We start from the raw sequence: 21,851 nt of genomic DNA, 5'->3' as shown, positions 1-21,851 counted from the left end.
TGTCATCCATCCCCTGTTGTACGCTGATTTTTACCAGGCAGTAAAAACTGCCCGTCGATTCGTTACAAGCTTGCCGGAAGGTTAAACCGGATTGCCCGAGCGAAGGGCAAGCCCCGGCGGTGTCACGGGGCGCGCGGGGTGATCGCAGCGCCGTCCTGCAGGGCCGAGGAGGGGAAGATCACCACCGTCTCGCCGGCTTGCAGGCCCGAGACGACCTCGGCGCTGTCCTCGACCTGACGGCCGATCCCGACCGGGACCAGCCGGGCCTTGCCCGCGTCCAGGCGGAAGACGGCCCAGCCCTCGCCGTGACGGAACAGGGCGGATTGCGGGACCTGCAACACGCTCTCCTCGTGCCAGAGAAGCAGGCGGACATAGACCCGGAACCCGTCGCCGAGGCCCGGCCGGGTGCCGGGCGGATCGGTGAGGTCGAGATGGACGCGGACGCGCTGTTCCTCGATCCCGAGGGCGCTGATCTTGGTGACGGCCGAAGGCGCGACGCGCCGCACCGTGGCGGCCAGCGTGCCGGGCCCGCCCCAGCGGTCGACCTCGGCCACCATGCCGGGCGCGACCTGCACCGCGTCCGAGGACAGGAGGTCGACCACGATCTCAAGCTCGGTCAGGTCGCCCAGCGTCATCAAGGGCTCGCCGGCCTGGACGGGGCGTTCGGAGGGGTCGGCAAGGGTCAGGACCACCCCGTCATGCGGCGCGGTCAGGCGCAGGCAACATTCGCCGGGGTCGGCCTCGGGGGCGCCAAGGGTGGGACCGATCAGCTGCGCCTCGGCCCGGACCAGCGAGGCGCGGGCGAGGTCCACCTCGGAGCGGGCGGCGGCAAGGCGCTGCGAGGCGGTGATCTGGGCGGTCTCCAGCTCTTCCAGCGAGCGTTGCGGGATGGTGCCGCTGGCCGCCAGCGCCCGGCCGCGGGCAAGCTGGCTTTCGGCCTGCGAGAGCGCGGCCGCGGCGACGGTCACCCCGGTCTCGGCCAGGGCAAGCGCGGCGCGGGCCTCGGTCACGGCGGCCTCGGCCTGGGCGCGGCTGCGGGCGTCCATCAGCACAGGCGCGGCGGGGCGGATGACGGCAAGCACCGTCTCGCCCTTTGTCACCGGGTCACCCACCTCGACCGGGCTGCGCTGCATCGTGCCCGAGATCGGGGCCGAGACGGAGAACGGGTCGCGCACCCTGGTCACGCCTTCGGCCAGGACGGTGCCGCGCATCGGGCCGGTGGCGACCCGGCCCAGGTCCACCTCCAGCGGCGCGGGCCACAGCGCCCAGACCGTGGCCGCGACGAGGGCCAGCCCAGCGATGCCCCAGAGAGATCCTTGCCGCAGGTTCATCCGGTTCTCTCCTTCACTCACGCGATTTCAGGGCCGAGACCAGGTCGATCCGGTCCAGCCGCCGCCGCACCACCTGGACCGAGCCGAAGGCCGCCACCGCCGCCGCGATCCCGGCCAGGGCATAGGTCCGGCGGGTGATGGCGAGGGGCAGCTGGATGATGTCGCTGGAGACCGCGTGGACCAGGCCCTGCGCCAGCCAGGTCCCGGCCAGCCAGCCCAGCGGGATCGCGACGAAGGTCAGCATCATCATCTCGCCCACCAGCACATAGGCCACCTCGCGGCGGGAAAAGCCCAGCACGCGCAGGGTGGCAAGTTCGTAGCTGCGTTCCGACAGCAGGATCTGCGCGGCATTGTAGATCACCCCCACGGCGATCATCATGCCGATCGCGGTGTAGATCGTCACCATGGTCAGAAGGTTCTCGCGCAGGAGGGTCTGGAACTGGCGCTCGACCTCGACCCAGTCGATCAGGCCCGCCACCGCCGGAAGCGAGCCGAGGCGGGCGTCCAGCGCGCCACGTTGCGCCGCGTCGAGGGACAGGTGCAGCTGGCTGACCTGCGGCACGCTGCGCAGCGCGGCGAAAAGGGCGGGGGCGGCGATATGGGCCTCTTGTCCCATGCCTTGCGCGAAGACGGCGGTCACCGGCAGGCGCAGGGTCTCGCGCGGGGGGGCGAGGAGCTCGACCTCGAGCCAGGAGCCGGGGCCGACGTCCAGCGCCCGGGCCAGCATCTCGGGCAGGACAAGGCCGTGCGGGGGCAGGGCGACCTCGGCCCCGTGGTCGTCGACGAGGCGGGCGAGGGTGGCCCCTTCCCAATGCGCCTGCACCGCCCCCAGGCGTTCGGCGGCGCCGTTCACCAGCCGGGCCGGGATGGCATAGCCGGGTTCCACCTTCACCACGCCGGGCAGCGAGCGGGCGGCAAGCAGCGCCTCCTCGCCCTCGGGTTCCGAAAGCGCGAGGGTCAGGTCCTGCCGGTTCGCCGCGCCGAAGACGCTGGCCCCCAGAAGCTGGGCGCTGTCGAACATGAAATAGCTCATCACCAGCACCGCGACCGAGGCCGAGACCCCGAAAAGCGTGATCGCCGCCCGGCCCGGCCAGCGCAGGATCGAGCGCAGGATCATCACCGAGGTCTGGCGCAGGGCCAGCCGGTCGAGCGCCCGGTCCAGCACCCCGCGCGAGAAGCTGGCCGGAGCCGGGGGGCGCATCGCCTCGGCCGCGGGAAGGCGGACCGACTGCCAGACGGTGCGTCCGCCGCCCAGGACCGCCACGCCCAGGCCAAGCGCGGCCGAGGTCACCAGCGCCGAGGGATTGGCCGCGCGCCGGACGAAGGGAAAGCGGAAATACTCGGCATAAAGGTCGATCATGGCATCGGCCATCCAGAACCCCGCCGCCCAGCCGGCCGCGATGCCGATCGCCCCGATCAGGAGCGCGAGCTTCAGGTAATGCCAGGCGATCTCGCGCGTGGAATAGCCGACGGCCTTGAGAAGGCCGATCTGCGGCCGCTCCAGCGCGATGAGACGGCCGAGGACCATGTTGACGAGGAAGGCCGAGACCAGCAGGAAGACCGGCGGCGCGTAGGTGGACATGGCGGAAAGCTGGTGCATCTCGCTGGTCATGAAGGCGTGCGACTGCTGCCGCTCGCGGTCATGCGCGCCGGTGCCGCCATAGGGGGCGAGCAGGCGGTCGAGGGCGATGGCCACGGCGCGGGGGTCGGCCTCGCGCATCAGGCGCAGCGAGATCTGGTTGACCGCGCCGGTCATGTCCATCGCGGCGGCCACCGCGGGTTCGGGCATGAAGAGGATGCCGAAGCGGCGGTCGTCGGGCATGACCGAGCCGGGGCCGAGGGCATAGACGAATTCCGGCGACAGGACCCAGCCGGTCACGGTCAGCTCGCGGCTCTGGCCGCCGAGGATCACCCGCAGCTGGGTGCCGGGGATAAGGCCATGCGCCTCGGCGAAGGGTTCGGAGAGCGCGACCTCGTCCAGCCGGTCGGGCAGCGGCATCCTTCCCCGGCGCAGCACCGGCAGGTTCAGGACCGCGCCCTCCGACGCATGGGAGATGACCTGTCCGGTCGCGGGGACCGCCATGCCGGGCACCTGGACCAGCGCAAGGGTGGCGATCCGCCCCTCGACCTGGGCCACGCCGTCGATCAGTGCCACATCGTCCAGCACCCCGCGCGGGGCGCGTTTCAGGGTGCTGAAGACCTCGGCAAAACGGGTGCGGTCGTAATAGGCGGCGAGCGTGCCGTCGAGGGTGCGCAAGGTGGCCTGCGCACCGACGAGGACCATGATCCCGCAGCCCAGCACCAGCGCGATGGCCAGCGCCTGCGCCCAGATCCGGCGCAGGTCGCGCAGAAGCTTGCGGTCAAGCGCCCTTACCATGTCAGTTCGGCGGGTTGCAGCCGGTCGGTCACCGGCTCGTCCCGCACGATGCGGCCGTCGGCCAGCACCACCACCCGGTGCGCGATGCGCTGGATCACCGCGTTATGGGTGATCAGCACCGTCGCCGTGCCAAGGTCGCGGTTGACGGAATGCAGCGCCTCCAGCACCTGTGCCCCGGTGGCGATATCGAGCGCGCCGGTGGGTTCGTCGCACAGAAGCACGTCCGGCCGCTTGGCGATGGCGCGGGCGATGGCGACGCGCTGCTGTTCGCCGCCGGAAAGCTCGGCCGGGAAATGGTTCATCCGGGGACCGAGGCCCACCCGCTCCAGCGCCTCCTCCGGGGGCATCGGGCGGGCGGCGATCTCGGTCACCAGGGCCACGTTCTCGCGCGCGGTAAGGCTGGGGACGAGGTTGTAGAACTGGAACACGAAGCCGACATGGGCGCGGCGATAGGCGGTCAGCTCGGCCTCGGTCGCGTGGGTCAGCTCGGTGTCGCGGAAGAAGACCCGGCCTTCCGTCGGCCGGTCCAGCCCGCCGAGGATGTTCAGAAGCGTCGATTTGCCGGACCCCGAGGCGCCGAGGAGGACGACCATCTCGCCCTCGCGCAGGGAAAGGTCGATGCCGCGCAGGGCCCGGACCTCGACCGCGCCGGTACGGTAGACGCGGGTGACGCCTTCGGTGCGGAAGACCGGACGGGCAGGGAAGGACGCTTCAGGCTGCAAGATCATGCATCCTTCTACACCATCACGCGGCTTTGCCATTGATCTGTCGCAAGGATATGACCCTTGTGGACCTGCCACAACGATCACGGGCCGGATGACCGATCCCTTCCACCACCTGACCGCCGCCGAAGCCCTGGCCGCGCTGGATGCCAGACCAGAGGGGTTGACCCAGGCCGAGGCCCGGCGGCGGCTGGAACGCCACGGGCCGAACCGGCTGCCCGAGGTGCGCCGGCGCGGGCGGCTGCGTCGGCTGCTGGCGCAGTTCGACAATGTGCTGATCCATGTCCTTTTGGCCGCTGCGGTCGTGACCGGGGCCTTGCAGCACTGGGTGGATACCGGGGTGATCCTGGCGGTGGTGCTGGCCAATGCGGTGATCGGCTTCCTGCAGGAGGGCAAGGCCGAGGCCGCGATGGCCGCGATCCGGGTGATGCTGGCCCCCCGCGCCGCCGTCCTGCGCGACGGCCAGCGTGTTTCGGTGCCGGGGGACGAGGTCGTGCCCGGCGACGTCGTCCTGATCGAGGCGGGCGACCGCGTCCCGGCGGACCTGCGGCTTTTGCAGGCGCACGGGCTGGCCGCCGACGAATCGATGCTGACCGGCGAATCCGTCCCGGCCGGGAAATCCGCCCGCCCCGCCCCGCGCGCGGCGGCGCTGGGCGACCGGCAGTCGATGCTGTGGTCCGGCACCCTGGTCACGCAGGGCTCTGCGCGGGGCGTGGTCGCCGCGACGGGGACCGCGACCGAGATCGGCCGGATCGGCGGGCTTCTGGCGCAAGTCGAGGACCTGACCACGCCGCTGGTCGCGCAGATGGACCGCTTCTCGCGCGCCTTGTCGGTGGCGATCCTGGGGGCCTCGGCGCTGCTGCTGGCCTGGGCCGCGATCTTCGGCGAGCATGATTTCGCCGCGCTGTTCATGCTGGTCGTCGGCGTCGCCGTGGCCGCGATCCCCGAAGGCTTGCCGGCGGTGATGACGATCACGCTGGCGATCGGGGTGCAGGCGATGGCGCGCCGGCGGGCCATCGTGCGCCGCCTTCCGGCGATCGAGGCGATCGGCTCGGTGGGCGTGATCTGCACCGACAAAACCGGGACGCTGACCCGCAACGAGATGGTAGTGACCGAGGTGGAGACGCCCGAAGGCCGTTTCCACGTCGCCGGCGAGGGCTATGCGCCCGAGGGCCGGATCACCCCCGACGGGGACCTTGCGCGTCTGGCCCGGGCGGCGGCGCTCTGCAATGACGCAAGCCTGGTCCGGCAGGGCGACGGCTGGAGGGCCGAGGGCGATCCGATGGAGGCGGCGCTTCTGGCCTTTGCGGGCAAGACGGGGGAACGCGCGGCCGCGCGGCGGCTGGACGCGATCCCCTTCGACAGCCGCCACCGCTATATGGCCGTGCTGGTCGAGGCGGGGGAGGGGCCGCTCGCCCTGGTCAAGGGCGCCCCGGAGCGGGTGTTGCGGATGTGCGCGGGGCTGGACCGCGAAGCGTGGCACGGACGGGCAGAGGCGCTGGCCGGGCAGGGGCTGCGGGTGCTGGCGCTGGCCGAGCGGCCGCAGACCGGCGCGCGGCTTTCGGCCGGCGAGCTTGATGCCGACCTGCATTTCCTGGGGCTCCTCGGGCTGATCGACCCGCCCCGGCCCGAGGCCATTGCCGCCGTGGCCGAGTGCCGGGCGGCGGGGATCGAGGTCAAGATGATCACCGGCGACCACGCCGGGACCGCGCGCGCCATCGCCGGCGCCATCGGCCTTGCGCAGGCCGGCCGGGTGCTGACCGGGGCCGAGCTCGACCGGCTGGACGATGCCGGGCTGGCCGAGGCGGTGGCGACGGTCGATGTCTTCGCCCGCACCAGCCCCGAGCACAAGCTGCGACTGGTCCGCGCGCTGCAGGCCGGGGGCCGGTCGGTCGCGATGACCGGCGACGGGGTGAACGACGCTCCGGCGCTGAAACGGGCCGATGTGGGCATCGCGATGGGGCAGAAGGGCTCGCAGGCGGCGAAGGAGGCGGCGGATCTGGTGCTGGCCGACGACAACTTCGCCACCATCGCGGCAGCCGTGCGCGAGGGGCGGACGGTGCAGGACAACCTGCGCAAGGTGATCAGCTTCGAGCTCCCGACCAACGCGGGCGAGGCCGCGACCGTCGTGCTGGCGCTGCTGCTGGGACTGGCGCTGCCGATCACCGCGATCCAGATCCTCTGGGTCAACCTGATCACCGGCATCACCCTTGGCCTGGCGCTGGCTTTCGAGCCGACCGAGCCCGGCACCATGGCCCGCCCGCCGCGCCCACGCGACGCACCGCTTCTGTCGGGGGGGCTGGTCTGGCATGTCGTCCTCGTCTCCGCCCTGTTCTCGACCGCCGTCTTCGGCGTCTTCGCGCTGGCGATCGGGCGCGGCTATCCGACGCCCATGGCGCAGACCCTGGCGATGAACACCCTGGTCGTGCTGGAGATCTTCCATCTGTTCTTCATCCGCAACCTGCACGGCACCTCGCTCCGGCCCGGCATGGTCCGGGGAACGCCGGTGGTCTGGGCGGTGGTTCTGGTCGTGGCCGTCGCCCAGTGTGCCGTGACCTATTTGCCGGCGCTGCAGCCGCTTCTTGGAACCCGGTCCATCCCGCTGGCCGACGGCGCGATGGTGGTGGCACTGGGGGGCGCCCTCCTTCTGGTGCTGGAGGGGGAAAAGCAGCTGCGCCTGCGCCTTGGCCGGAAGACCTCCTGACAGGGATCGGCCGGGACCTGCGCCCGCACTGGACGGCGGGGCGGCCAGCGGCCATATCTGTCGCATGTCGCTGCCCAACGGATTCCTCGACGACCTGCGCACCCGGGTGACGCTTTCGGCCATCGTCGGCCGCAAGGTGACCTGGGACATGCGCAAGTCGAACCTGGCCAAGGGCGATTTCTGGGCCCCGTGCCCCTTCCATCAGGAGAAATCCGCCAGCTTCCACGTCGATGACCGCAAGGGCTATTACTACTGCTTCGGCTGCCATGCGAAGGGCGATGCCGTCACCTTCGTGAAGGAGTCCGAGAACATGGGCTTCATGGAGGCGGTCGAGGTCCTGGCGCGCGAGGCGGGGATGCAGATGCCCTCGCGCGATCCCAAGGCGGCCGAGCGCGCCGACCGCCGGACGCAGCTGCAGGCGGTGATGGACGAGGCCGTGAAGTTCTACCGCCTGCAACTCAAGACCGGGGCAGGGGCCGCCGCCCGCAGCTATCTGGCCGAGAAACGCCGGCTGAACGAGGCCGCCTGGGACCGCTGGGACATCGGCTGGTCGCCCGAGAACGCGCAGGCCGTGGTCGAGGCGCTGAAGGCCAAGGGCGTCCCGCCCGAGCTGATGGTGGCGTCCGGCGTGGTGGCGAAACATGACTCGGGCCGCCTTTACGACCGCTTCCACGCCCGGATCATCTTTCCGATCCGCGACGCGCGCGGCCGGGTGATCAGCCTGGGCGGGCGGTCGCTGGACCCGAACGCCCGGGCGAAATACCTGAACGGCCCGGAGACGGAGCTTTTCGACAAGGGGCGCAACCTTTTCAACCACGGACCTGCGCGCGAGGCGGCGGGGAAGGGCAGGCCCCTGATCGTGGCCGAGGGCTACATGGACGTGATCGCGCTCTCCGAGGCCGGGTTCACCGCCGCCGTCGCGCCCCTGGGGACGGCCGTGACCGAGGAGCAGCTGCGCATGATCTGGCGCATCGCGGACGAACCCATCCTGGCGCTGGACGGCGACAAGGCGGGGCTTCAGGCCGCGCAGCGGGTGATCGACCTCGCCCTGCCGCTCCTGGAGGCCGGGAAGGCGCTGCGCTTCGCCATCCTGCCCGGCGGCATGGACCCGGACGACCTGCTGAAGGCGCAGGGCGCGCCCGCGATGCAGGCGGTGCTGGACGGGGCGAGGCCCATGGTGCAACTCCTCTGGCAACGCGAGACGGAAGGCCGCGATTTCGACAGCCCCGAGCGCCGGGCGGCGCTGGACAAGGTGCTGCGCACCCATCTGGCGCGGATCGCCGACCCCTCGATCCGCAACCATTATGCCGACGAGATGAAGCGGCTGCGGCGCGAGCTGTTCGGCAGCTTCGACGCCCGTCCCTTCCAGCCCGGCCCCTTCCGCCCGCGCGGCAGGAACGCCCCGCCGGGCGGCGCGCTTGCGGCCACGCGCTCGTCGCTTCTGGTGCAGGCCGAGGGCCCGGTGGACGAGATCCTGCGCGAGGCGGTGATCCTGGCCACGGCGATCCTGCATCCCGCGCTGATCCACCGCTTCGAATCGGCGCTGGAGCGGCTGGACCTGACCGGCGAGGGGCACGAGACCCTGCGCCACCTGATCCTGAGCCATGCCGACGACGCCGATCCGCAGGCCAGGATCCGCGCGGCGGCGCCCGGCGCCCTTGACGCGCTTCTCCGGCGACCCCATGTGGCCATTGCGCCCCCGGTCCGCAACGCTTCCGACGATGAGCTCGCCGCGCTCTGCCTTGCCGAGGAACTGGCCAAACTGGAAGCCCGACGCGGAGTCCGGCGCGAGATTGAAGATGCGATGGAGGATTTCGACGGCCTGCCCGACGAGGGGTTGACCTGGCGCCTGTCCAAGGCCGCCGAGGCCCGCCACCGCTCGGAACATGGCGCCGCCCGCGACAGTTCGGACCTGGGCGAGGACCGGGCCGCACTGTCAAGACATCTGCAATCGCTGATCGATAGCCAGGTCTGGGTCAAGAAAAACCGCTGATTCGGCCTTTCCCCCGATTTGATTCGCGGTATTGATTCGTCGCAGCCCCGACCGATTCGCGCCCCCGATAGGAGACCACATGGCCCTCAAGGACACCGACGACGCCAAGCCGGAAGCGGAAGAACCCGATGTCTCGCTCGACATGAGCCAGGCCGCGGTCAAGAAGATGATCGCCGATGCGCGCGAGCGGGGCTACATCACCTATGACCAGCTGAACGCCGTTCTCCCGCCCGAGCAGGTGTCCTCCGAACAGATCGAGGACGTCATGTCCATGCTGTCGGAGATGGGCATCAACGTCATCGAGGACGAAGAGGTCGAGGAAGGCGAGGCCCCCGCGGGCGAACTGGTCGAGACCTCCTCCAGCCGCGAGATCGCCATCGCCGGCACCACCAGCGAGACGCTGGACCGCACCGACGACCCGGTGCGGATGTATCTGCGCGAGATGGGCAGCGTCGAGCTTCTCAGCCGCGAGGGCGAGATCGCCATCGCCAAGCGGATCGAGGCCGGCCGCAACACGATGATCGCGGGGCTTTGCGAAAGCCCGCTGACCTTCCAGGCCATCATCATCTGGCGCGACGAACTTCTGAACGAGGAGATCCTTCTTCGCGACGTGATCGACCTCGAGGCCACCTTCGGCCGCAGCCTCGACGGCGAGGAGGACATGGACGGCCCGGCGCTGGACGATGTCGAGGTCGAGAATGCCCCGCGCCGCTCGGCCAGCGCCGAACCCGAGCTGGACGCCGACGGCAACCCGATCCTGCGCGAGGCCGACGACGACGAGGACGACGAGGGCTCCAACCTCTCGCTCGCCGCGATGGAGGCCGCGCTGAAGCCGCGCGTGCTGGAGACGCTGGACCTGATCGCCCGCGATTATGACAATCTGGCCGACATGCAGCAAAGCCGGATGAACGCGACGCTGTCGTCCAGCCAGCGCTTCTCCACCGCCGACGAGGCCGCCTACCAGAAGCTGCGGTCGGAAATCGTGCTCCTGGTCAACGAGCTGCATCTGAACAACTCCCGGATCGAGGCGCTGATCGACCAGCTTTACGGCATCAACAAGCGGATCATGTCGATCAACTCGGGCATGGTGAAGCTGGCCGATGCCGCGCGGATCAACCGTCAGGAATTCATCCACGAATACCAGGGCTACGAGCTGGACCCGACCTGGCTGGACCGCATGTCGCAGAAGGCCGGGCGCGGCTGGCAGGCGCTGATCGAGCGCTCGCGCGAGAAGGTCGAGGAGCTGCGCAACGAAATGGCGCAGGTCGGCCAGTATATCGGCGTCGACATCAGCGAATTCCGCCGGATCGTGAACCAGGTCCAGAAGGGCGAGAAAGAGGCGCGGCAGGCCAAGAAGGAAATGGTCGAGGCCAACCTGCGCCTGGTGATCTCCATCGCCAAGAAATACACCAACCGCGGGTTGCAGTTCCTTGATCTCATTCAGGAAGGCAACATCGGCCTGATGAAGGCCGTGGACAAGTTCGAATACCGCCGCGGCTACAAGTTCTCCACCTACGCGACCTGGTGGATCCGGCAGGCCATTACTCGCAGCATCGCCGACCAGGCCCGCACGATCCGCATCCCGGTCCACATGATCGAGACGATCAACAAGCTCGTGCGCACCGGCCGCCAGATGCTGCACGAGATCGGCCGCGAACCGACGCCCGAGGAGCTGGCCGAGAAACTCCAGATGCCGCTGGAAAAGGTCCGCAAGGTGATGAAGATTGCCAAGGAACCGATCTCGCTGGAGACCCCGATCGGCGACGAGGAGGACAGCCAGCTCGGCGACTTCATCGAAGACAAGAACGCGATCCTGCCCCTGGACAGCGCCATTCAGGAGAACCTGAAGGAAACCACGACCCGGGTGCTGGCCTCGCTGACTCCGCGCGAGGAACGGGTGCTGCGGATGCGCTTCGGCATCGGCATGAACACCGATCACACGCTGGAAGAGGTCGGCCAGCAGTTCAGCGTGACGCGGGAACGCATCCGGCAGATCGAGGCCAAGGCGCTGCGGAAGCTGAAGCACCCGAGCAGGAGCCGGAAGCTGCGGTCGTTCCTGGATCAGTGAGCACTACGCTATGAACATCGCCGATTTGCGTAAAGAGATTGTTTCGTCGGACGCCAAGGTCGCGTTCGATGCGATTGTCGATGGTTTCTCAGGACAGGTCGGCATGTCCATGAATGCCCATGAACAGGGCTTCCTCAACAGCCTGAGGATTTACCGGGACAGCGATTATTGTTTTGCCGCCGTCCCAAATGACGAGTGGGTTTTGGCCTACATCCGCAAGCCGGAACTGAGGCGCGGTAAGCTGACGGTTGACGGCGTGATGGCGGCCTTTCCCGAGGCCCGCTTGACCAATCAGGGGGAAGTCACCTTGCGTATCCGTGATGCAGGCACGGCTGCTCGCTGGCTGGCGATGATCCGTTCAGCTGCCTAACGGCGGCTCGTATCCGAGCCGCAAGCGTAGGGTGGGTGCCAACCCACCACCTCGCACAGGGTGGGTTGGCACCCACCCTACACCAGACCTCCGACTCACCCCATTCGTGCTATCCTTTCCCCTTGGCAAACGGGGGGGATGTGCCATGACCGCGATGAATGTCGTCCACATGCGAGTGAAGCCGGGTATGGAAGCCGAATTCGTCCGCCTGCACCAGGATTTCGACATGAAATCCCTGCGCGGCGGTCGGAACTTCTGGCTGGTGAAATCGGGAGACCGCAGCTTCGTCGTCATCGGCGAATGGGACAGCACCGAGGCCCTTGTGGCCGCCCGGCCCGCGATGATCGCGAACCTCGACAGGCTGCGGCCCATCCTGGAAGACCTCGGCGGCGGGCGCGGCGTGACCGAGCCCTGGTCGGGCGAAGTGGCGCTGCATCTCGGCCAGTAGCGCGGGCCGCAAACCGGCAGGCAGGACCGGCGGAGAACCGGCCTTGTCTGCTCTGCCCCTCTGCCGCACAGTCCCGGCAAAGGAGTCCTCCATGCGCGCCGCCCTTTTCCTTGTCCTTCTCGCCGCCCCGGCCGGGGCAACCTGCCAGGGCGACACCGTCTTTTCCTGCCGCATCGGCGCAAAGATACTGGAGGTCTGCCACAAGACCGGCGCCCTGAACTATGCCTTCGGGCCCGAGGGCCAGCCCGAACTGGCCCTCACCCAACCGCTGGAAACCGCCGCCTATACCCCCTGGCCGGGCGTCGGGCGGGCGATCTGGGACAGCCTGGCTTTCACCAACAAGGGAACGACCTACGAAGTCTGGACCTCATTCGACCGGATGGACGAGGCCGCCAAACTGGAAGGCGGCGTCAATGTGCTGGAGGGCGAAACGCTTCTGGCGACGCTTGCTTGCGATCCGGGCAGCGTCGCGACATCGCTGGATATCCTTTCGGAACTGAAGTCCCAAATCGGCCAGTGCTGGGACGTCGACGCCAAGGCCTGGACCCGCAGCTGCGACTGAAATGAGTCCCCGCCGCCACACCGGGCCCCCCAGATGCGGGGCCTGTAACTTCGCGCTGGCCGAAATGCGCGACGGTCGCCTATAGTCTGTGGCAGGAACCGGGGAGAACACCCGGCCTTGAGGCAGGACAACCATAGCAAGGAGGGGGCCGATGCGCTGCCCATTCTGCGGCAACATCGACACGCAGGTGAAGGATTCCAGACCGGCCGAGGATCACGTCTCGATCCGCCGCCGCCGGTTCTGCCCGGCCTGCGGCGGCCGCTTCACCACCTATGAACGCGTCCAGCTGCGCGATCTCGTCGTGATCAAGTCCTCCGGCAAGCGCGAGGATTTCGACCGCGCCAAGCTGGAACGCTCGATCCGCATCGCGATGCAGAAACGCCCGATCGACCCCGAACGGATCGACCAGATGATCAGCGGCATCGTCCGGCGGCTGGAAAGCCTCGGCGACACCGACATCCAGTCCAAGCAGATCGGCGAGATCGTGATGGAAAGCCTCGCGCGGATCGACACGGTTGCCTATGTGCGGTTTGCCAGCGTCTACAAGAACTTCCAGGCGGCGGACGACTTCGACCGCTTCGTGAGCGAGCTTCGCCCCGGCGCGCCGGGCGAGGAGTGAGCGACCAGGACCACATGGCCCATGCCCTGCGCCTTGCCGCGCGGGGCCTTGGCAATGTCTGGCCCAATCCGGCTGTCGGTTGCGTTATCGCCAAGCAGGGCCTGGTGGTCGGGCGCGGCTGGACCCAGCCCGGCGGCCGTCCCCATGCCGAGGTCCGCGCGCTGGCGCAGGCCGGGACGCTGGCCCAGGGCGCCGTGGCCTATGTCACGCTGGAGCCCTGCGCCCATCATGGCCACACCCCGCCCTGTGCCGAGGCGCTGATCGCCGCCGGCGTGGCGCGGGTGGTGACCGCGCTGACCGATCCGGATCCCCGCGTCTCGGGCAGGGGGCACGCGATGCTGCGCGCTGCCGGGATCGCGGTGACCGAGGGCGTCCTGACCGATCAGGCCAGGCATGCGAATGCGGGTTTCCTGAAACGGGTCACGCGGGGGCTGCCCTTCGTGACGCTGAAGCTGGCGGCAAGCCTGGACGGCCGGACGGCGACGGCGACGGGGGAGTCGCGCTGGATCACCGGCGGCGAGGCGCGGCGCAAGGTCCATGCGCTGCGCCTGGCGCATGACGCGGTGATGGTGGGCTCGGGCACCGCCCTGGCCGACGACCCCGACCTGACCGTGCGCAACATGGGGGCGGTGCGGCAGCCGGTCCGCATCGTGCTGGACCGGGCGCTGCGCCATTCCCCCGACAGCCGCCTTGGCCGGACCGCGCGGGACAATCCGGTCTGGATGCTGCATGGCGCCTCGGCCCCCGGGGCGGCGCGGGCGGCCTGGGAGGCCACGGGCGCGACCCTGATCGAGACCGCGGAAGCTGCGGGCCGGCTTGACCTGAACGCCGCCCTGTCGGCGCTTGCCGCGCGGGGATTGACCCGGATCTTCAGCGAAGGCGGCGGCACGCTGGCGGGCGCGCTGGTCCGGGCCGGGCTGGTGGACGAACTGGCCCTGTTCTCCGGCGGCGTGCTGATCGGCGACGAGGGGCATCCGGCGCTCGGGGCCCTGGGCCTTGCGGCGCTGGCGGATGCCCCGCGGCCGCGCTTGCGCGAGGTTCAGGCACTGGGGCCGGACAGCCTCACCCTCTGGTCCTTCTGATCACAGACCCAGCCGGTCGCGCATCGAATACCAGGTCATCGCCGTGACCAGGAGCGGCCAGCGCAGCGCCGCGCCACCGGGGAAGCGGGGTTGCGGCAGGCCGGCCATCAGGTCGAACCGTTCCTGCTGTCCCGCCGCCGCCTCGGCCATCAGCTTGCCCGCCAGCGTCGCCATCGCCACCCCATGCCCGGAATAACCCGAGGCCGACAGCAGGTTCTGCCCCGGCCGGGTGAAGCAGGGCATCCGGTTCAGCGTGATCGCCAGCGTCCCGCCCCAGGCATGGGTGATCCGGGTCTTCGCAAGCTGCGGATAGACCTCCAGCATCGGTTTCGAGACTGTCCTGATGATGTCGGGAAAGCGGTAGCCATAGCTTTCTCCACCGCCGAACAGCAGCCGGTTGTCCTCGGAGAGCCGCCAGTAGTTCACCACGAAGCGGGTGTCGGCGACGGCGACGGGTTCCGACAAGAGATCCCGCGCGCGGTCGCCCAGCGGTTCGGTCGCCACCATGAAGTTGTTGATCGGCATGACCTTTGCCGCAACCTTCGGCGAAAGCTGGCCAAGATAGCCGTTGCCCGCCAGAACCACGGTCGCGCAATCGACATGGCCCGAGGGGGTGCGGACCACTGGCCTCGGCCCCGGCTCGACCCGGTGGACCTCGGACAGCTCATGGATGCGGACGCCCGCCCTGACCGCCGCCTGCGCCAGGCCGATGGCATAGTTGAGCGGATGCAGATGGCCCGCATCCCGGTCGATCTCGCCGCCGACATAGGCCTGCGAGCCGATCAGGCGACGGATGCCGGCGCGGTCCAGCGGCTCCAGATGGGCATAACCGTAGTCGCGGTGCAGTTTCTCGGCATAGGCATGGGTTTCGCGGACCTCGGCCTCGGACCGGCAGGCATGGGCGATGCCGGGGTGGAAGGTGACGGGCATCGCATGGTCCCGGACCAGGTCCTTGACCAGGGTCTTGGCCTCCTCGGCCAGCGACCATAGGCGATGCGCGTTCTCCTTCCCCACGGCCTTCTCGATCCAGACCTGATCCTGCCGCTGGCCGGAACCGACCTGCCCGCCGTTGCGGCCCGAGGCGCCGAAACCCATGCGGTGCGCTTCGAGCAGCACCACGTCATAGCCTTTCTGCGCCAGATGCAGCGCCGCGGAAAGGCCGGTATAGCCGCCGCCCACCACGCAGACATCGGCGCGGGTCGCGCCCTTCAGGACCGGGAAACGGTCGAGGGGTGCCGCCGTCGCAGCATAATAGCTGGCGGGATATTCGCCCCGCCGGTCGTTCGCATGCAGGAGATTCATCAGACGTTCAGGAGCAGATGCTCCCTCTCCCATGGGCTGATGACTTGCAGGAACTCCTTGTATTCGTTGCGCTTCACCGAATCGTAGACCTTGACGAACTCGGTCCCCATGACCTCCTTCAGCGCCGCGTCCTCGTCCAGCATGTCCAGCGCGTCGCCCAGGTTCACCGGGATGTCCTCGCTGTCGATATAGGCCGAGCCGGTGAACTCCGGCCGGGCCTGGACCTTGTTCATCAGCCCGAGATAGCCGCAGGCCAGGGTAGAGGCGATGCCGAGATAGGGGTTGCAGTCCATGCCGGGCAGGCGGTTCTCCACCCGCCGCCCGTTCGGGCTGGAGATCGGAATCCGCAGGCCGGTGGTGCGGTTGTCCCGGCCCCATTCCAGGTTGATCGGGGCGGCGAAGTCGGGGACGTAGCGGCGGTAGCTGTTGACGTAGGGCGCGAACAGGGCGACGGCGGCGCCGAGATGTTTCTGCAACCCGCCGATGAAGTGCATGAAGGCTTCGGTTTCGATGCCCTTCGGACCGGCGAAGATGTTCTTGCCGGTTTTCGTATCGACGACCGAGGTGTGGATGTGCATCGCGGACCCCGGTTCTCCGGCGATGGGCTTGGCCATGAAGGTGGCGAAGCAGTCGTGGCGCAGCGCCGCCTCGCGGATCAGGCGCTTGAAGAAGAACACGTCGTCGGCCAGGCGCACCGGATCGCCATGGGCGAGGTTCAACTCGACCTGGCCCGCGCCGCCTTCCTGGAGGATGCCGTCTATCTCCAGCCCCTGCGCCTCGGCGAAGTCGTAGATGTCGTCGATGACCTTGCCGTATTCATCGACGGCGGACAGCGAATAGGCCTGCTTGCCCGCCGCCCGCCGGCCCGTGCGGCCCATCGGCGGGATCACCGGCAGGTTGGGGTCGATGTTGCGGGCGGTCAGGAAGAATTCCATTTCGGGCGCGACGACCGGCCGCCAACCCTGCGCGGCGTAGAGATCCACGATCCGGCGCAGTACGTTGCGCGGCGAGAAGGGAACGAGGTTGCCCTGCTGGTCCTTGGCGTCATGGATCACCTGCAGCGTGATGTCGGCGGTCCAGGGCGCGGCGGTGGCGGTGGACCAGTCCGGCTCCAGGATCATGTCAGGTTCGGTGAAGGCGTCGAACGGGTTGTCGGCCCATTCGCCGGTGATCGTCTGCAGGAAGATCGAGTTCGGCAGGAAATAGTTGGTCTGCTTGGCGAATTTCGCGGCAGGCATCGCCTTGCCGCGCGCCACGCCGGCGATGTCGCCGATGATGCATTCCACTTCGTCTACCCGGCGGTTGCCGATGTAGTCGCGCGCTGCCTCGGGCAGCTGGTCGGTCCATTTGGACATGGGTCACACTTGGGTTGGGGGGTGGCCCCCGCGACTGACGATCAGGCGCGGAGCTTCTCGGCCCCAGTTTTCTTGGCTTGGTGAGACAGGAAGAAATCCGCGATCCGGTCAGCCATCCGGGGGCTGTCGAGCGGCCCCTGGAAACGGTCGCGGGCGGCGGCCATCAGCTCGTCCGGGACGAGGCCGGGGCCGCGGGTGCGCATCAGCCCGTCCACGAAGGAGTTGGGAAATTCGGGATGGGCCTGCACGGTGAAGATGCGGTCGTCGTAAAGCAGCGCCGCATTCTCGCAAAAGTCGCTGGAGCCGACGATCTCTGCCATCGCGGGCTTCAGGGTCACCTGGTCGCGGTGCCAGGCGTTCAGGGTGAACCTCTCGCCGCCGAAGTCATAGTCGGTGGGCCCGACCGACCAGCCGCCCGCATAGCGTTCGACCTTGCCGCCCATGGCCTGGGCGATGACCTGGTGGCCGAAGCAGATGCCGACCACCGGGACATGTTCGGCATAGGCCTCGCGGACGAAATCCTCGAGCGGCTTGATGAAGGGATGGTCCTCATAGGCCCCGTGGCGCGAGCCGGTGATCAGCCAGCCATCGCAATCGTGGACCGAGGCGGGGAATTCCATCGCCTCGACGTGGTACCGGCGGAAGGCCAGGCCCCGGCCCTGAAGCAGGCGCTCGAAGAAATCCGGGTAATCGCCATGCTCGCCGCGCAATGCGTCGGGCGAGGCTCCGGTCTGAAGAATGCCGATCTGCATCTGTTGGCCCTTTGCTTTTCCCTAAGGTGGGTGCGGAATGGCGCTTCGGTCAAGAGGGTGCTCGTCGTTCGACTGCGTCTCCTCCTCGCGGGCGAACCGGCGAGGCGGGGCCGAGGGCGAACGAAAAGCGGTCAGACGGTGTCGAGATAAAGCTCCACCCGCTCTTCGGGCGAAAGCTCGGCGATGTAGTGCAACTCCTGCCGCTTGGTCTGCACCAGGTTGCGGATCAGCTCCTTGGGCAGGAAGCGGTAGAGGATGTCCGAATGTTCGAAAGCGTCGATCGCCGCTTCCCAGCTGGCCGGGATCTGCGGCAGGTCCATCGCATAGGCGTTGCCGGTGACGGCGGGCGGCGGCTCGATCTCGTCCTCGATTCCGGTCAGCGCCGCCCCGAGGATCGCGGCGAGCATCAGGTAGGGGTTCACGTCGCCCCCGGCCACGCGATGCTCGATCCGGCGGGCGGCGGGGTTGCCTGCCGGAATGCGGATCGCCGCGGTGCGGTTCTCATATCCCCAGCTGATCGCGGTCGGCGCGTGCTTGTCGGGCACGAGGCGCTCGTAGCTGTTGAAATGCGGCGCGAAGAGCAGCGTGGAATCGTGCATCGCGTTCAGACAGCCCGCCACGGCATGACGCAGCTGCGCGGTGCCCTTCGGACCGCCCGAGTCGAAGATGTTGTCGCCCTTGGTGTCGAGCACCGAGAAATGCGTGTGCAGGCCCGAACCGGAATATTCCAGATAGGGCTTGGCCATGAAGCTGGCGGCAAAACCATGGCGGCGGGCCAGGCCCTTGACCAGCATCTTGAACAGCCAGGCGTCGTCGGCGGCGCGCAGGGCGTCGTCGCAATGCATCAGGTTCACCTCGAACTGACCCAGCCCGGTCTCGGAGGTGGTGGTGTCGGCGGGAATGTCCATCGCCTCGCAGGCGTCGTAGAGGTCGGTGAAGAAAGTGTCGAAGGCGTCCAGTGCCCGGATCGACAGGGTTTCGGCCGCCTTGCGGCGTTTGCCGGAGCGCGGACTGGCGGGGACCTGCATGGTCTTGCCGCTGTCGTCGATCAGGAAGAATTCCAGCTCCATCGCGCAGACCGGCGTCAGGCCGCGCGCCTTGTAACGCTCCACCACCGCGCGCAGCGCGTGGCGGGGATCGCCCTCATAGGGCTGGCCGTTCTCACGGAACATCCAGATCGGCAGAAGCGCGGTCGGCGCCTCCAGCCAGGGCATCGGCATGAAGCCGCGCTCGGTCGGTTTCAGAACGCCATCGGCGTCGCCCTGCTCGAAGACCAGCGGGCTGTCGTCGATATCCTCGCCCCAGATGTCGAGGTTCAGGACCGAGAAGGGGAACCGCGTCCCGTCCTTCACGACCTTTTCCGCAAAGCGGGCGGGCACGCGCTTGCCGCGGGCTTGCCCGTTCAGATCCGCGGCGGCCACGCGAATGGTCCGCACGTCGGGGTGCTTTCTCAGCCAATCCTTCATCATCATGTCTCAGGAAGGGCACGATCCCCGCGCCCGGGGCCTGCGAAGGCCCGCCTGATGCGCAGGTTCGGACCATGCCCTTGGTCCTTCCCCTGGTTTCGATCGCCTCCCCCGCGGGCCTTCTTTTAGGCGTTTCCACGGGGTCCGGGCGGGTGCCCGGATAATTTGATCAAAAGTAGCCTACTACCGGATCAGCTGCGGACGCAAGCGAATTCTGCTTTTCAGGTTCGACGGCAGGTGCCGGTTGAGCCGCCGGTTGATCCGCCCGAACAGCCAGATCAGCGCCAGGGTGATCAGCACGAAATAGAAGCCGACGATCGGATAGGGGATGAAGGGGTTGAAGGTCTTGTCGGCGAAGTAGTTGGCGTAATACAGCGCGTCGCCGCGTTGCTGGAAGGCGGGGAAGCCGCTGAAGAACACCAGCGTCGTGGCGTGGAACAGGAAGATCGCCTCGTTGGTATAGGCCGGCCAGCCCAGGCGCAGCATGGTGGGCCATTCGATCCGGCGGAACTTCTGCCAGCCCGAGATGCCATAGGCATCCGCCGCCTCGAGGTCGCCCTTGGGGATGGATTTCAGCGCGCCGTGGAAGATCTCGGCCGAATAGGCGGCGGTGTTCAGGACCAGCACGAACAGCGCCCCGGCCCAGGCCCTGGTGGTCCAGGCGGTCTCGACCGTCAGGCCGAAGACCTCGATCCCGGCCTTGGGCAAGAGGACCAGCGCCTCGTAGGCCAGGAAGAACTGGATGAAGAGGGGCGAGCCGCGGAACAGGAAGATGAACCACTCGGCCGGCTTGCGCAGCCAGGGATTGCGGCCGGCCTTGGCCAGCGCCAGCGCATTGGCCAGGAAGAAGCCCGTGAAGAGCGCCAGCACGCCGAAATAGACGTTCCAGATCAGGCCCGAGCCGATCAGCGTGAACTGCTGGCAGAGGTCATAGCCCTCGCGCGGCAACAGCCGTTCGCCATAGCCCAGCGAACGCAGCGCATAGGCCTGGAAGGTTTCCCAGCAGCTCATGCCGCAGCCCCCTTGCGCATCTCCTCGCCCGCCCGCGTGGCTTGCCCGCGCGACAGCCGCCGCGTCAGCCTTGTCAGCCCGATTTCCGAGATGCGGGTGGCCAGCAGGTAGAACACCAGCAGCGCGAGGAAGTAGAACAGCCGCCAGTCGCCATGCGGGAAGGGGTTGTTGCCGCTGGTCTTGGCGCTGCCCAGCTCGCGCGCCCAGTAGACCGCATCCTTGATCCCCAGCAGGAACAGCAAGGGGGTCGCCTTGATCAGGATCAGCCACAGGTTCGACAGGCCGGGCAGGGCATAGATCCACATCTGCGGCACCAGGATCCGGCGGAACACCTGGCGGTGCGACATGCCGTAGGATTCGGCGGTCTCGAGCTGCGCGCGCGGCACGGCCTGCATCGCGCCGTAAAGGACGTTGGCCGCGAAGGCGCCGAAGACGATCGCGAAGGTGAAGACCGCCAGCCCGAAGGCATAGGCCTTCACCACCCAGGGCGCGGCATCCCCGGCCGGCACCTTGGCCGCCGCGCAGACGCGGAATTCGCCGTTGTTCCAGACCGGCTGCGACAGGTCCTCGCAGACCATGAGATGCTTGAACCACTCGATTCCCTGGTCAAGCGCGATGATGAAGAACAGGAAGAACACGATGTCCGGGACGCCCCGCACCGCCGCGATATAGCCCCGCCCCAGCAGCGAGACCGGCGCGACATGCGACCGTGCGGCCGAGGCCCCGAGAAAGCCGAAGGCCAGCGCGCAGGGCGCAGTGACGAGCAGCAGCAGGATCACGGTCCCGAAGGACCAGTAGAAGCTGAAATGCGTGGCGGTCGTGAGATAGCAGCCAAACCATCTCAGGCCGGTAAGCGAAGCGGGATCGGTGCAGAACTCGAACATCGGGATGCCGGGACGGGGCGGCCCGAAGGCCGCCCCTTTCCGTTCAGAACTTGTCGGACTCTTCGCCGAAGTACTTCACGATCAGCGCGTTGAGCGAGCCGTCGGCCTTCATCGCCTTGATCGCCTCGTCGAACTTCGCGCGCAGCTCGGTGTCGGACTTGCGCATCCCGATGCCGATGCCGCCGCCCAGCGCCACGTCGTTGTCAAGCATCACCAGCGCGCCGCCCGAATCGCCGGCGATCGGCACCAGATAGTCCTTGTCGGCGAAGACCGCATCGGCCTCGCCGTTCTTCACCGCGGCGACGGTCTCGTCCGGCGTGGCGAATTCCAGCAGCGTGTTGCCGGCCTGCTCGGCGATGTAGCCGGCCTGGATCGTGCCCGTCTGCGCCGCGATCACCGCGCCCTCGCCGATGTTGGCGTCGGCCGACAGGGCCAGGTAGGCCGATTTCGACGGCGGGGTGTAGTTTTCCGAGAAGTCGATCACCTGCTTGCGCTCGTCGGTGATCGACATGCCGGCCATGATCGCGTCGTAGTTGCCCGACTGCAGGTTCGGGATGATCGAATCCCAGTCGTTCTGCACGAATTCGCAGGTCAGCCCGGCGCGCTTGCACAGTTCCGCCCCGAGCTCGATCTCGAAGCCGACCAGCTCGCCGGTGGCCTGGTCGATATAGTTGTAGGGCTCATAGGCGCCTTCGGTGCCGATCTTGATCGCGTCCTGGGCGCCGACGGAACCGGCGACAAGGGCGAAGGCGGTGGCCAGCAGCAGTTTCTTCATTCAAGGTCTCCCTCTGGATTGCAGTATGTT

General features: G+C 68.2%; 18 protein-coding genes. 8 read left to right on the top strand and 10 right to left on the bottom strand.

Annotation, left to right across the window (positions count from 1 at the left end):
* Positions 1 to 122 precede the first annotated feature (122 nt).
* From I7S92_RS03815 to I7S92_RS03805, 3 genes are read right to left on the bottom strand one after another with little or no spacing between them, the layout of a single operon-like run.
* Entirely contained in the window at positions 123 to 1,331 is a 1,209-nt protein-coding gene (locus I7S92_RS03815; RefSeq protein ID WP_197642149.1) for an efflux RND transporter periplasmic adaptor subunit, read from the bottom strand.
* Positions 1,332 to 1,344: 13 nt separating this feature from the next.
* On the bottom strand, positions 1,345 to 3,708 hold the full coding sequence (locus I7S92_RS03810) for an ABC transporter permease (protein ID WP_197642148.1): 2,364 nt from the start codon (positions 3,706 to 3,708) through the stop codon (positions 1,345 to 1,347).
* A complete protein-coding gene (locus tag I7S92_RS03805) occupies positions 3,702 to 4,436 on the bottom strand; it encodes an ABC transporter ATP-binding protein (protein ID WP_197642147.1) in 735 nt (244 codons plus the stop codon). Before I7S92_RS03805 ends, I7S92_RS03810 begins: the two co-directional genes overlap by 7 nt.
* A gap of 88 nt (positions 4,437 to 4,524) precedes the next feature.
* Between I7S92_RS03805 and I7S92_RS03800 the strand changes: the two genes are divergently transcribed.
* The 8 genes from I7S92_RS03800 (at position 4,525) to ribD (ending at position 14,276) form a co-directional block, all read left to right on the top strand.
* Positions 4,525 to 7,134: an HAD-IC family P-type ATPase gene (locus I7S92_RS03800; protein ID WP_197642146.1), complete on the top strand. Its 2,610-nt coding sequence runs from the start codon at positions 4,525 to 4,527 to the stop codon at positions 7,132 to 7,134.
* Positions 7,135 to 7,198: 64 nt separating this feature from the next.
* Positions 7,199 to 9,127, top strand: a complete 1,929-nt coding sequence (gene dnaG / locus I7S92_RS03795; RefSeq protein ID WP_197642145.1) for a DNA primase — start codon at positions 7,199 to 7,201, stop codon at positions 9,125 to 9,127.
* A 79-nt stretch (positions 9,128 to 9,206) separates the two neighbouring features.
* A complete protein-coding gene (gene rpoD / locus I7S92_RS03790; protein WP_197642144.1) occupies positions 9,207 to 11,195 on the top strand; it encodes an RNA polymerase sigma factor RpoD in 1,989 nt (662 codons plus the stop codon).
* 10 nt (positions 11,196 to 11,205) lie between these two features.
* Entirely contained in the window at positions 11,206 to 11,565 is a 360-nt protein-coding gene (locus tag I7S92_RS03785) for a hypothetical protein (protein ID WP_197642143.1), read from the top strand.
* A gap of 145 nt (positions 11,566 to 11,710) precedes the next feature.
* Entirely contained in the window at positions 11,711 to 12,013 is a 303-nt protein-coding gene (locus I7S92_RS03780) for a putative quinol monooxygenase (RefSeq protein ID WP_197642142.1), read from the top strand.
* A gap of 91 nt (positions 12,014 to 12,104) precedes the next feature.
* Positions 12,105 to 12,575: a hypothetical protein gene (locus I7S92_RS03775; protein WP_197642141.1), complete on the top strand. Its 471-nt coding sequence runs from the start codon at positions 12,105 to 12,107 to the stop codon at positions 12,573 to 12,575.
* Positions 12,576 to 12,726: 151 nt separating this feature from the next.
* On the top strand, positions 12,727 to 13,194 hold the full coding sequence (gene nrdR, locus I7S92_RS03770) for a transcriptional regulator NrdR (RefSeq protein ID WP_197642140.1): 468 nt from the start codon (positions 12,727 to 12,729) through the stop codon (positions 13,192 to 13,194).
* 14 nt (positions 13,195 to 13,208) lie between these two features.
* Positions 13,209 to 14,276, top strand: a complete 1,068-nt coding sequence (ribD, locus tag I7S92_RS03765; RefSeq protein WP_197642260.1) for a bifunctional diaminohydroxyphosphoribosylaminopyrimidine deaminase/5-amino-6-(5-phosphoribosylamino)uracil reductase RibD — start codon at positions 13,209 to 13,211, stop codon at positions 14,274 to 14,276.
* Here ribD and I7S92_RS03760 read toward each other — a convergent pair whose 3' ends face one another.
* From I7S92_RS03760 to I7S92_RS03730, 7 genes are all read right to left on the bottom strand, one after another.
* Positions 14,277 to 15,578 (bottom strand): NAD(P)/FAD-dependent oxidoreductase, encoded by a 1,302-nt coding sequence (locus I7S92_RS03760; protein WP_197642139.1) that lies wholly within the window; start codon positions 15,576 to 15,578, stop codon positions 14,277 to 14,279.
* Positions 15,578 to 16,933, bottom strand: a complete 1,356-nt coding sequence (locus I7S92_RS03755) for a glutamine synthetase family protein (RefSeq protein ID WP_197642138.1) — start codon at positions 16,931 to 16,933, stop codon at positions 15,578 to 15,580. The genes I7S92_RS03760 and I7S92_RS03755 overlap by 1 nt, the downstream gene beginning before the upstream one ends.
* 41 nt (positions 16,934 to 16,974) lie before the next feature.
* Positions 16,975 to 17,685, bottom strand: a complete 711-nt coding sequence (locus I7S92_RS03750; protein WP_197642137.1) for a type 1 glutamine amidotransferase — start codon at positions 17,683 to 17,685, stop codon at positions 16,975 to 16,977.
* A 131-nt stretch (positions 17,686 to 17,816) separates the two neighbouring features.
* A complete protein-coding gene (locus I7S92_RS03745) occupies positions 17,817 to 19,151 on the bottom strand; it encodes a glutamine synthetase family protein (RefSeq protein ID WP_197642259.1) in 1,335 nt (444 codons plus the stop codon).
* A 183-nt stretch (positions 19,152 to 19,334) separates the two neighbouring features.
* A complete protein-coding gene (locus I7S92_RS03740; RefSeq protein WP_197642136.1) occupies positions 19,335 to 20,162 on the bottom strand; it encodes an ABC transporter permease in 828 nt (275 codons plus the stop codon).
* Complete coding sequence (locus I7S92_RS03735) at positions 20,159 to 21,046, bottom strand: ABC transporter permease (protein WP_197642135.1); 888 nt, start codon at positions 21,044 to 21,046, stop codon at positions 20,159 to 20,161. The genes I7S92_RS03740 and I7S92_RS03735 overlap by 4 nt, the downstream gene beginning before the upstream one ends.
* A gap of 43 nt (positions 21,047 to 21,089) precedes the next feature.
* Positions 21,090 to 21,821, bottom strand: coding sequence for a transporter substrate-binding domain-containing protein (locus tag I7S92_RS03730; RefSeq protein ID WP_197642134.1), 732 nt, complete (start codon positions 21,819 to 21,821; stop codon positions 21,090 to 21,092).
* Between the last annotated feature and the right edge of the window lie 30 nt (positions 21,822 to 21,851).

It is taken from the genome of Tabrizicola soli, assembly GCF_015999335.1.
In the GTDB taxonomy this organism is placed as follows: domain Bacteria; phylum Pseudomonadota; class Alphaproteobacteria; order Rhodobacterales; family Rhodobacteraceae; genus Tabrizicola; species Tabrizicola soli.
Note: the sequence above shows the minus strand (reverse complement) of the source record. Positions and strands in the feature narration are given on the sequence as shown.

Excerpts from the sequence above, each read along its gene's own strand:
- I7S92_RS03815 (WP_197642149.1), bottom strand. The coding sequence starts at position 1,331 with ATGAACCTGCGGCAAGGATCTCTCTGGGGCATCGCTGGGCTGGCCCTC.
- I7S92_RS03810 (WP_197642148.1), bottom strand. The coding sequence starts at position 3,708 with ATGGTAAGGGCGCTTGACCGCAAGCTTCTGCGCGACCTGCGCCGGATC.
- I7S92_RS03805 (WP_197642147.1), bottom strand. The coding sequence starts at position 4,436 with ATGATCTTGCAGCCTGAAGCGTCCTTCCCTGCCCGTCCGGTCTTCCGC.
- I7S92_RS03800 (WP_197642146.1), top strand. The coding sequence starts at position 4,525 with ATGACCGATCCCTTCCACCACCTGACCGCCGCCGAAGCCCTGGCCGCG.
- dnaG (WP_197642145.1), top strand. The coding sequence starts at position 7,199 with ATGTCGCTGCCCAACGGATTCCTCGACGACCTGCGCACCCGGGTGACG.
- rpoD (WP_197642144.1), top strand. The coding sequence starts at position 9,207 with ATGGCCCTCAAGGACACCGACGACGCCAAGCCGGAAGCGGAAGAACCC.
- I7S92_RS03785 (WP_197642143.1), top strand. The coding sequence starts at position 11,206 with ATGAACATCGCCGATTTGCGTAAAGAGATTGTTTCGTCGGACGCCAAG.
- I7S92_RS03780 (WP_197642142.1), top strand. The coding sequence starts at position 11,711 with ATGACCGCGATGAATGTCGTCCACATGCGAGTGAAGCCGGGTATGGAA.
- I7S92_RS03775 (WP_197642141.1), top strand. The coding sequence starts at position 12,105 with ATGCGCGCCGCCCTTTTCCTTGTCCTTCTCGCCGCCCCGGCCGGGGCA.
- nrdR (WP_197642140.1), top strand. The coding sequence starts at position 12,727 with ATGCGCTGCCCATTCTGCGGCAACATCGACACGCAGGTGAAGGATTCC.
- ribD (WP_197642260.1), top strand. The coding sequence starts at position 13,209 with ATGGCCCATGCCCTGCGCCTTGCCGCGCGGGGCCTTGGCAATGTCTGG.
- I7S92_RS03760 (WP_197642139.1), bottom strand. The coding sequence starts at position 15,578 with ATGAATCTCCTGCATGCGAACGACCGGCGGGGCGAATATCCCGCCAGC.
- I7S92_RS03755 (WP_197642138.1), bottom strand. The coding sequence starts at position 16,933 with ATGTCCAAATGGACCGACCAGCTGCCCGAGGCAGCGCGCGACTACATC.
- I7S92_RS03750 (WP_197642137.1), bottom strand. The coding sequence starts at position 17,685 with ATGCAGATCGGCATTCTTCAGACCGGAGCCTCGCCCGACGCATTGCGC.
- I7S92_RS03745 (WP_197642259.1), bottom strand. The coding sequence starts at position 19,151 with ATGAAGGATTGGCTGAGAAAGCACCCCGACGTGCGGACCATTCGCGTG.
- I7S92_RS03740 (WP_197642136.1), bottom strand. The coding sequence starts at position 20,162 with ATGAGCTGCTGGGAAACCTTCCAGGCCTATGCGCTGCGTTCGCTGGGC.
- I7S92_RS03735 (WP_197642135.1), bottom strand. The coding sequence starts at position 21,046 with ATGTTCGAGTTCTGCACCGATCCCGCTTCGCTTACCGGCCTGAGATGG.
- I7S92_RS03730 (WP_197642134.1), bottom strand. The coding sequence starts at position 21,821 with ATGAAGAAACTGCTGCTGGCCACCGCCTTCGCCCTTGTCGCCGGTTCC.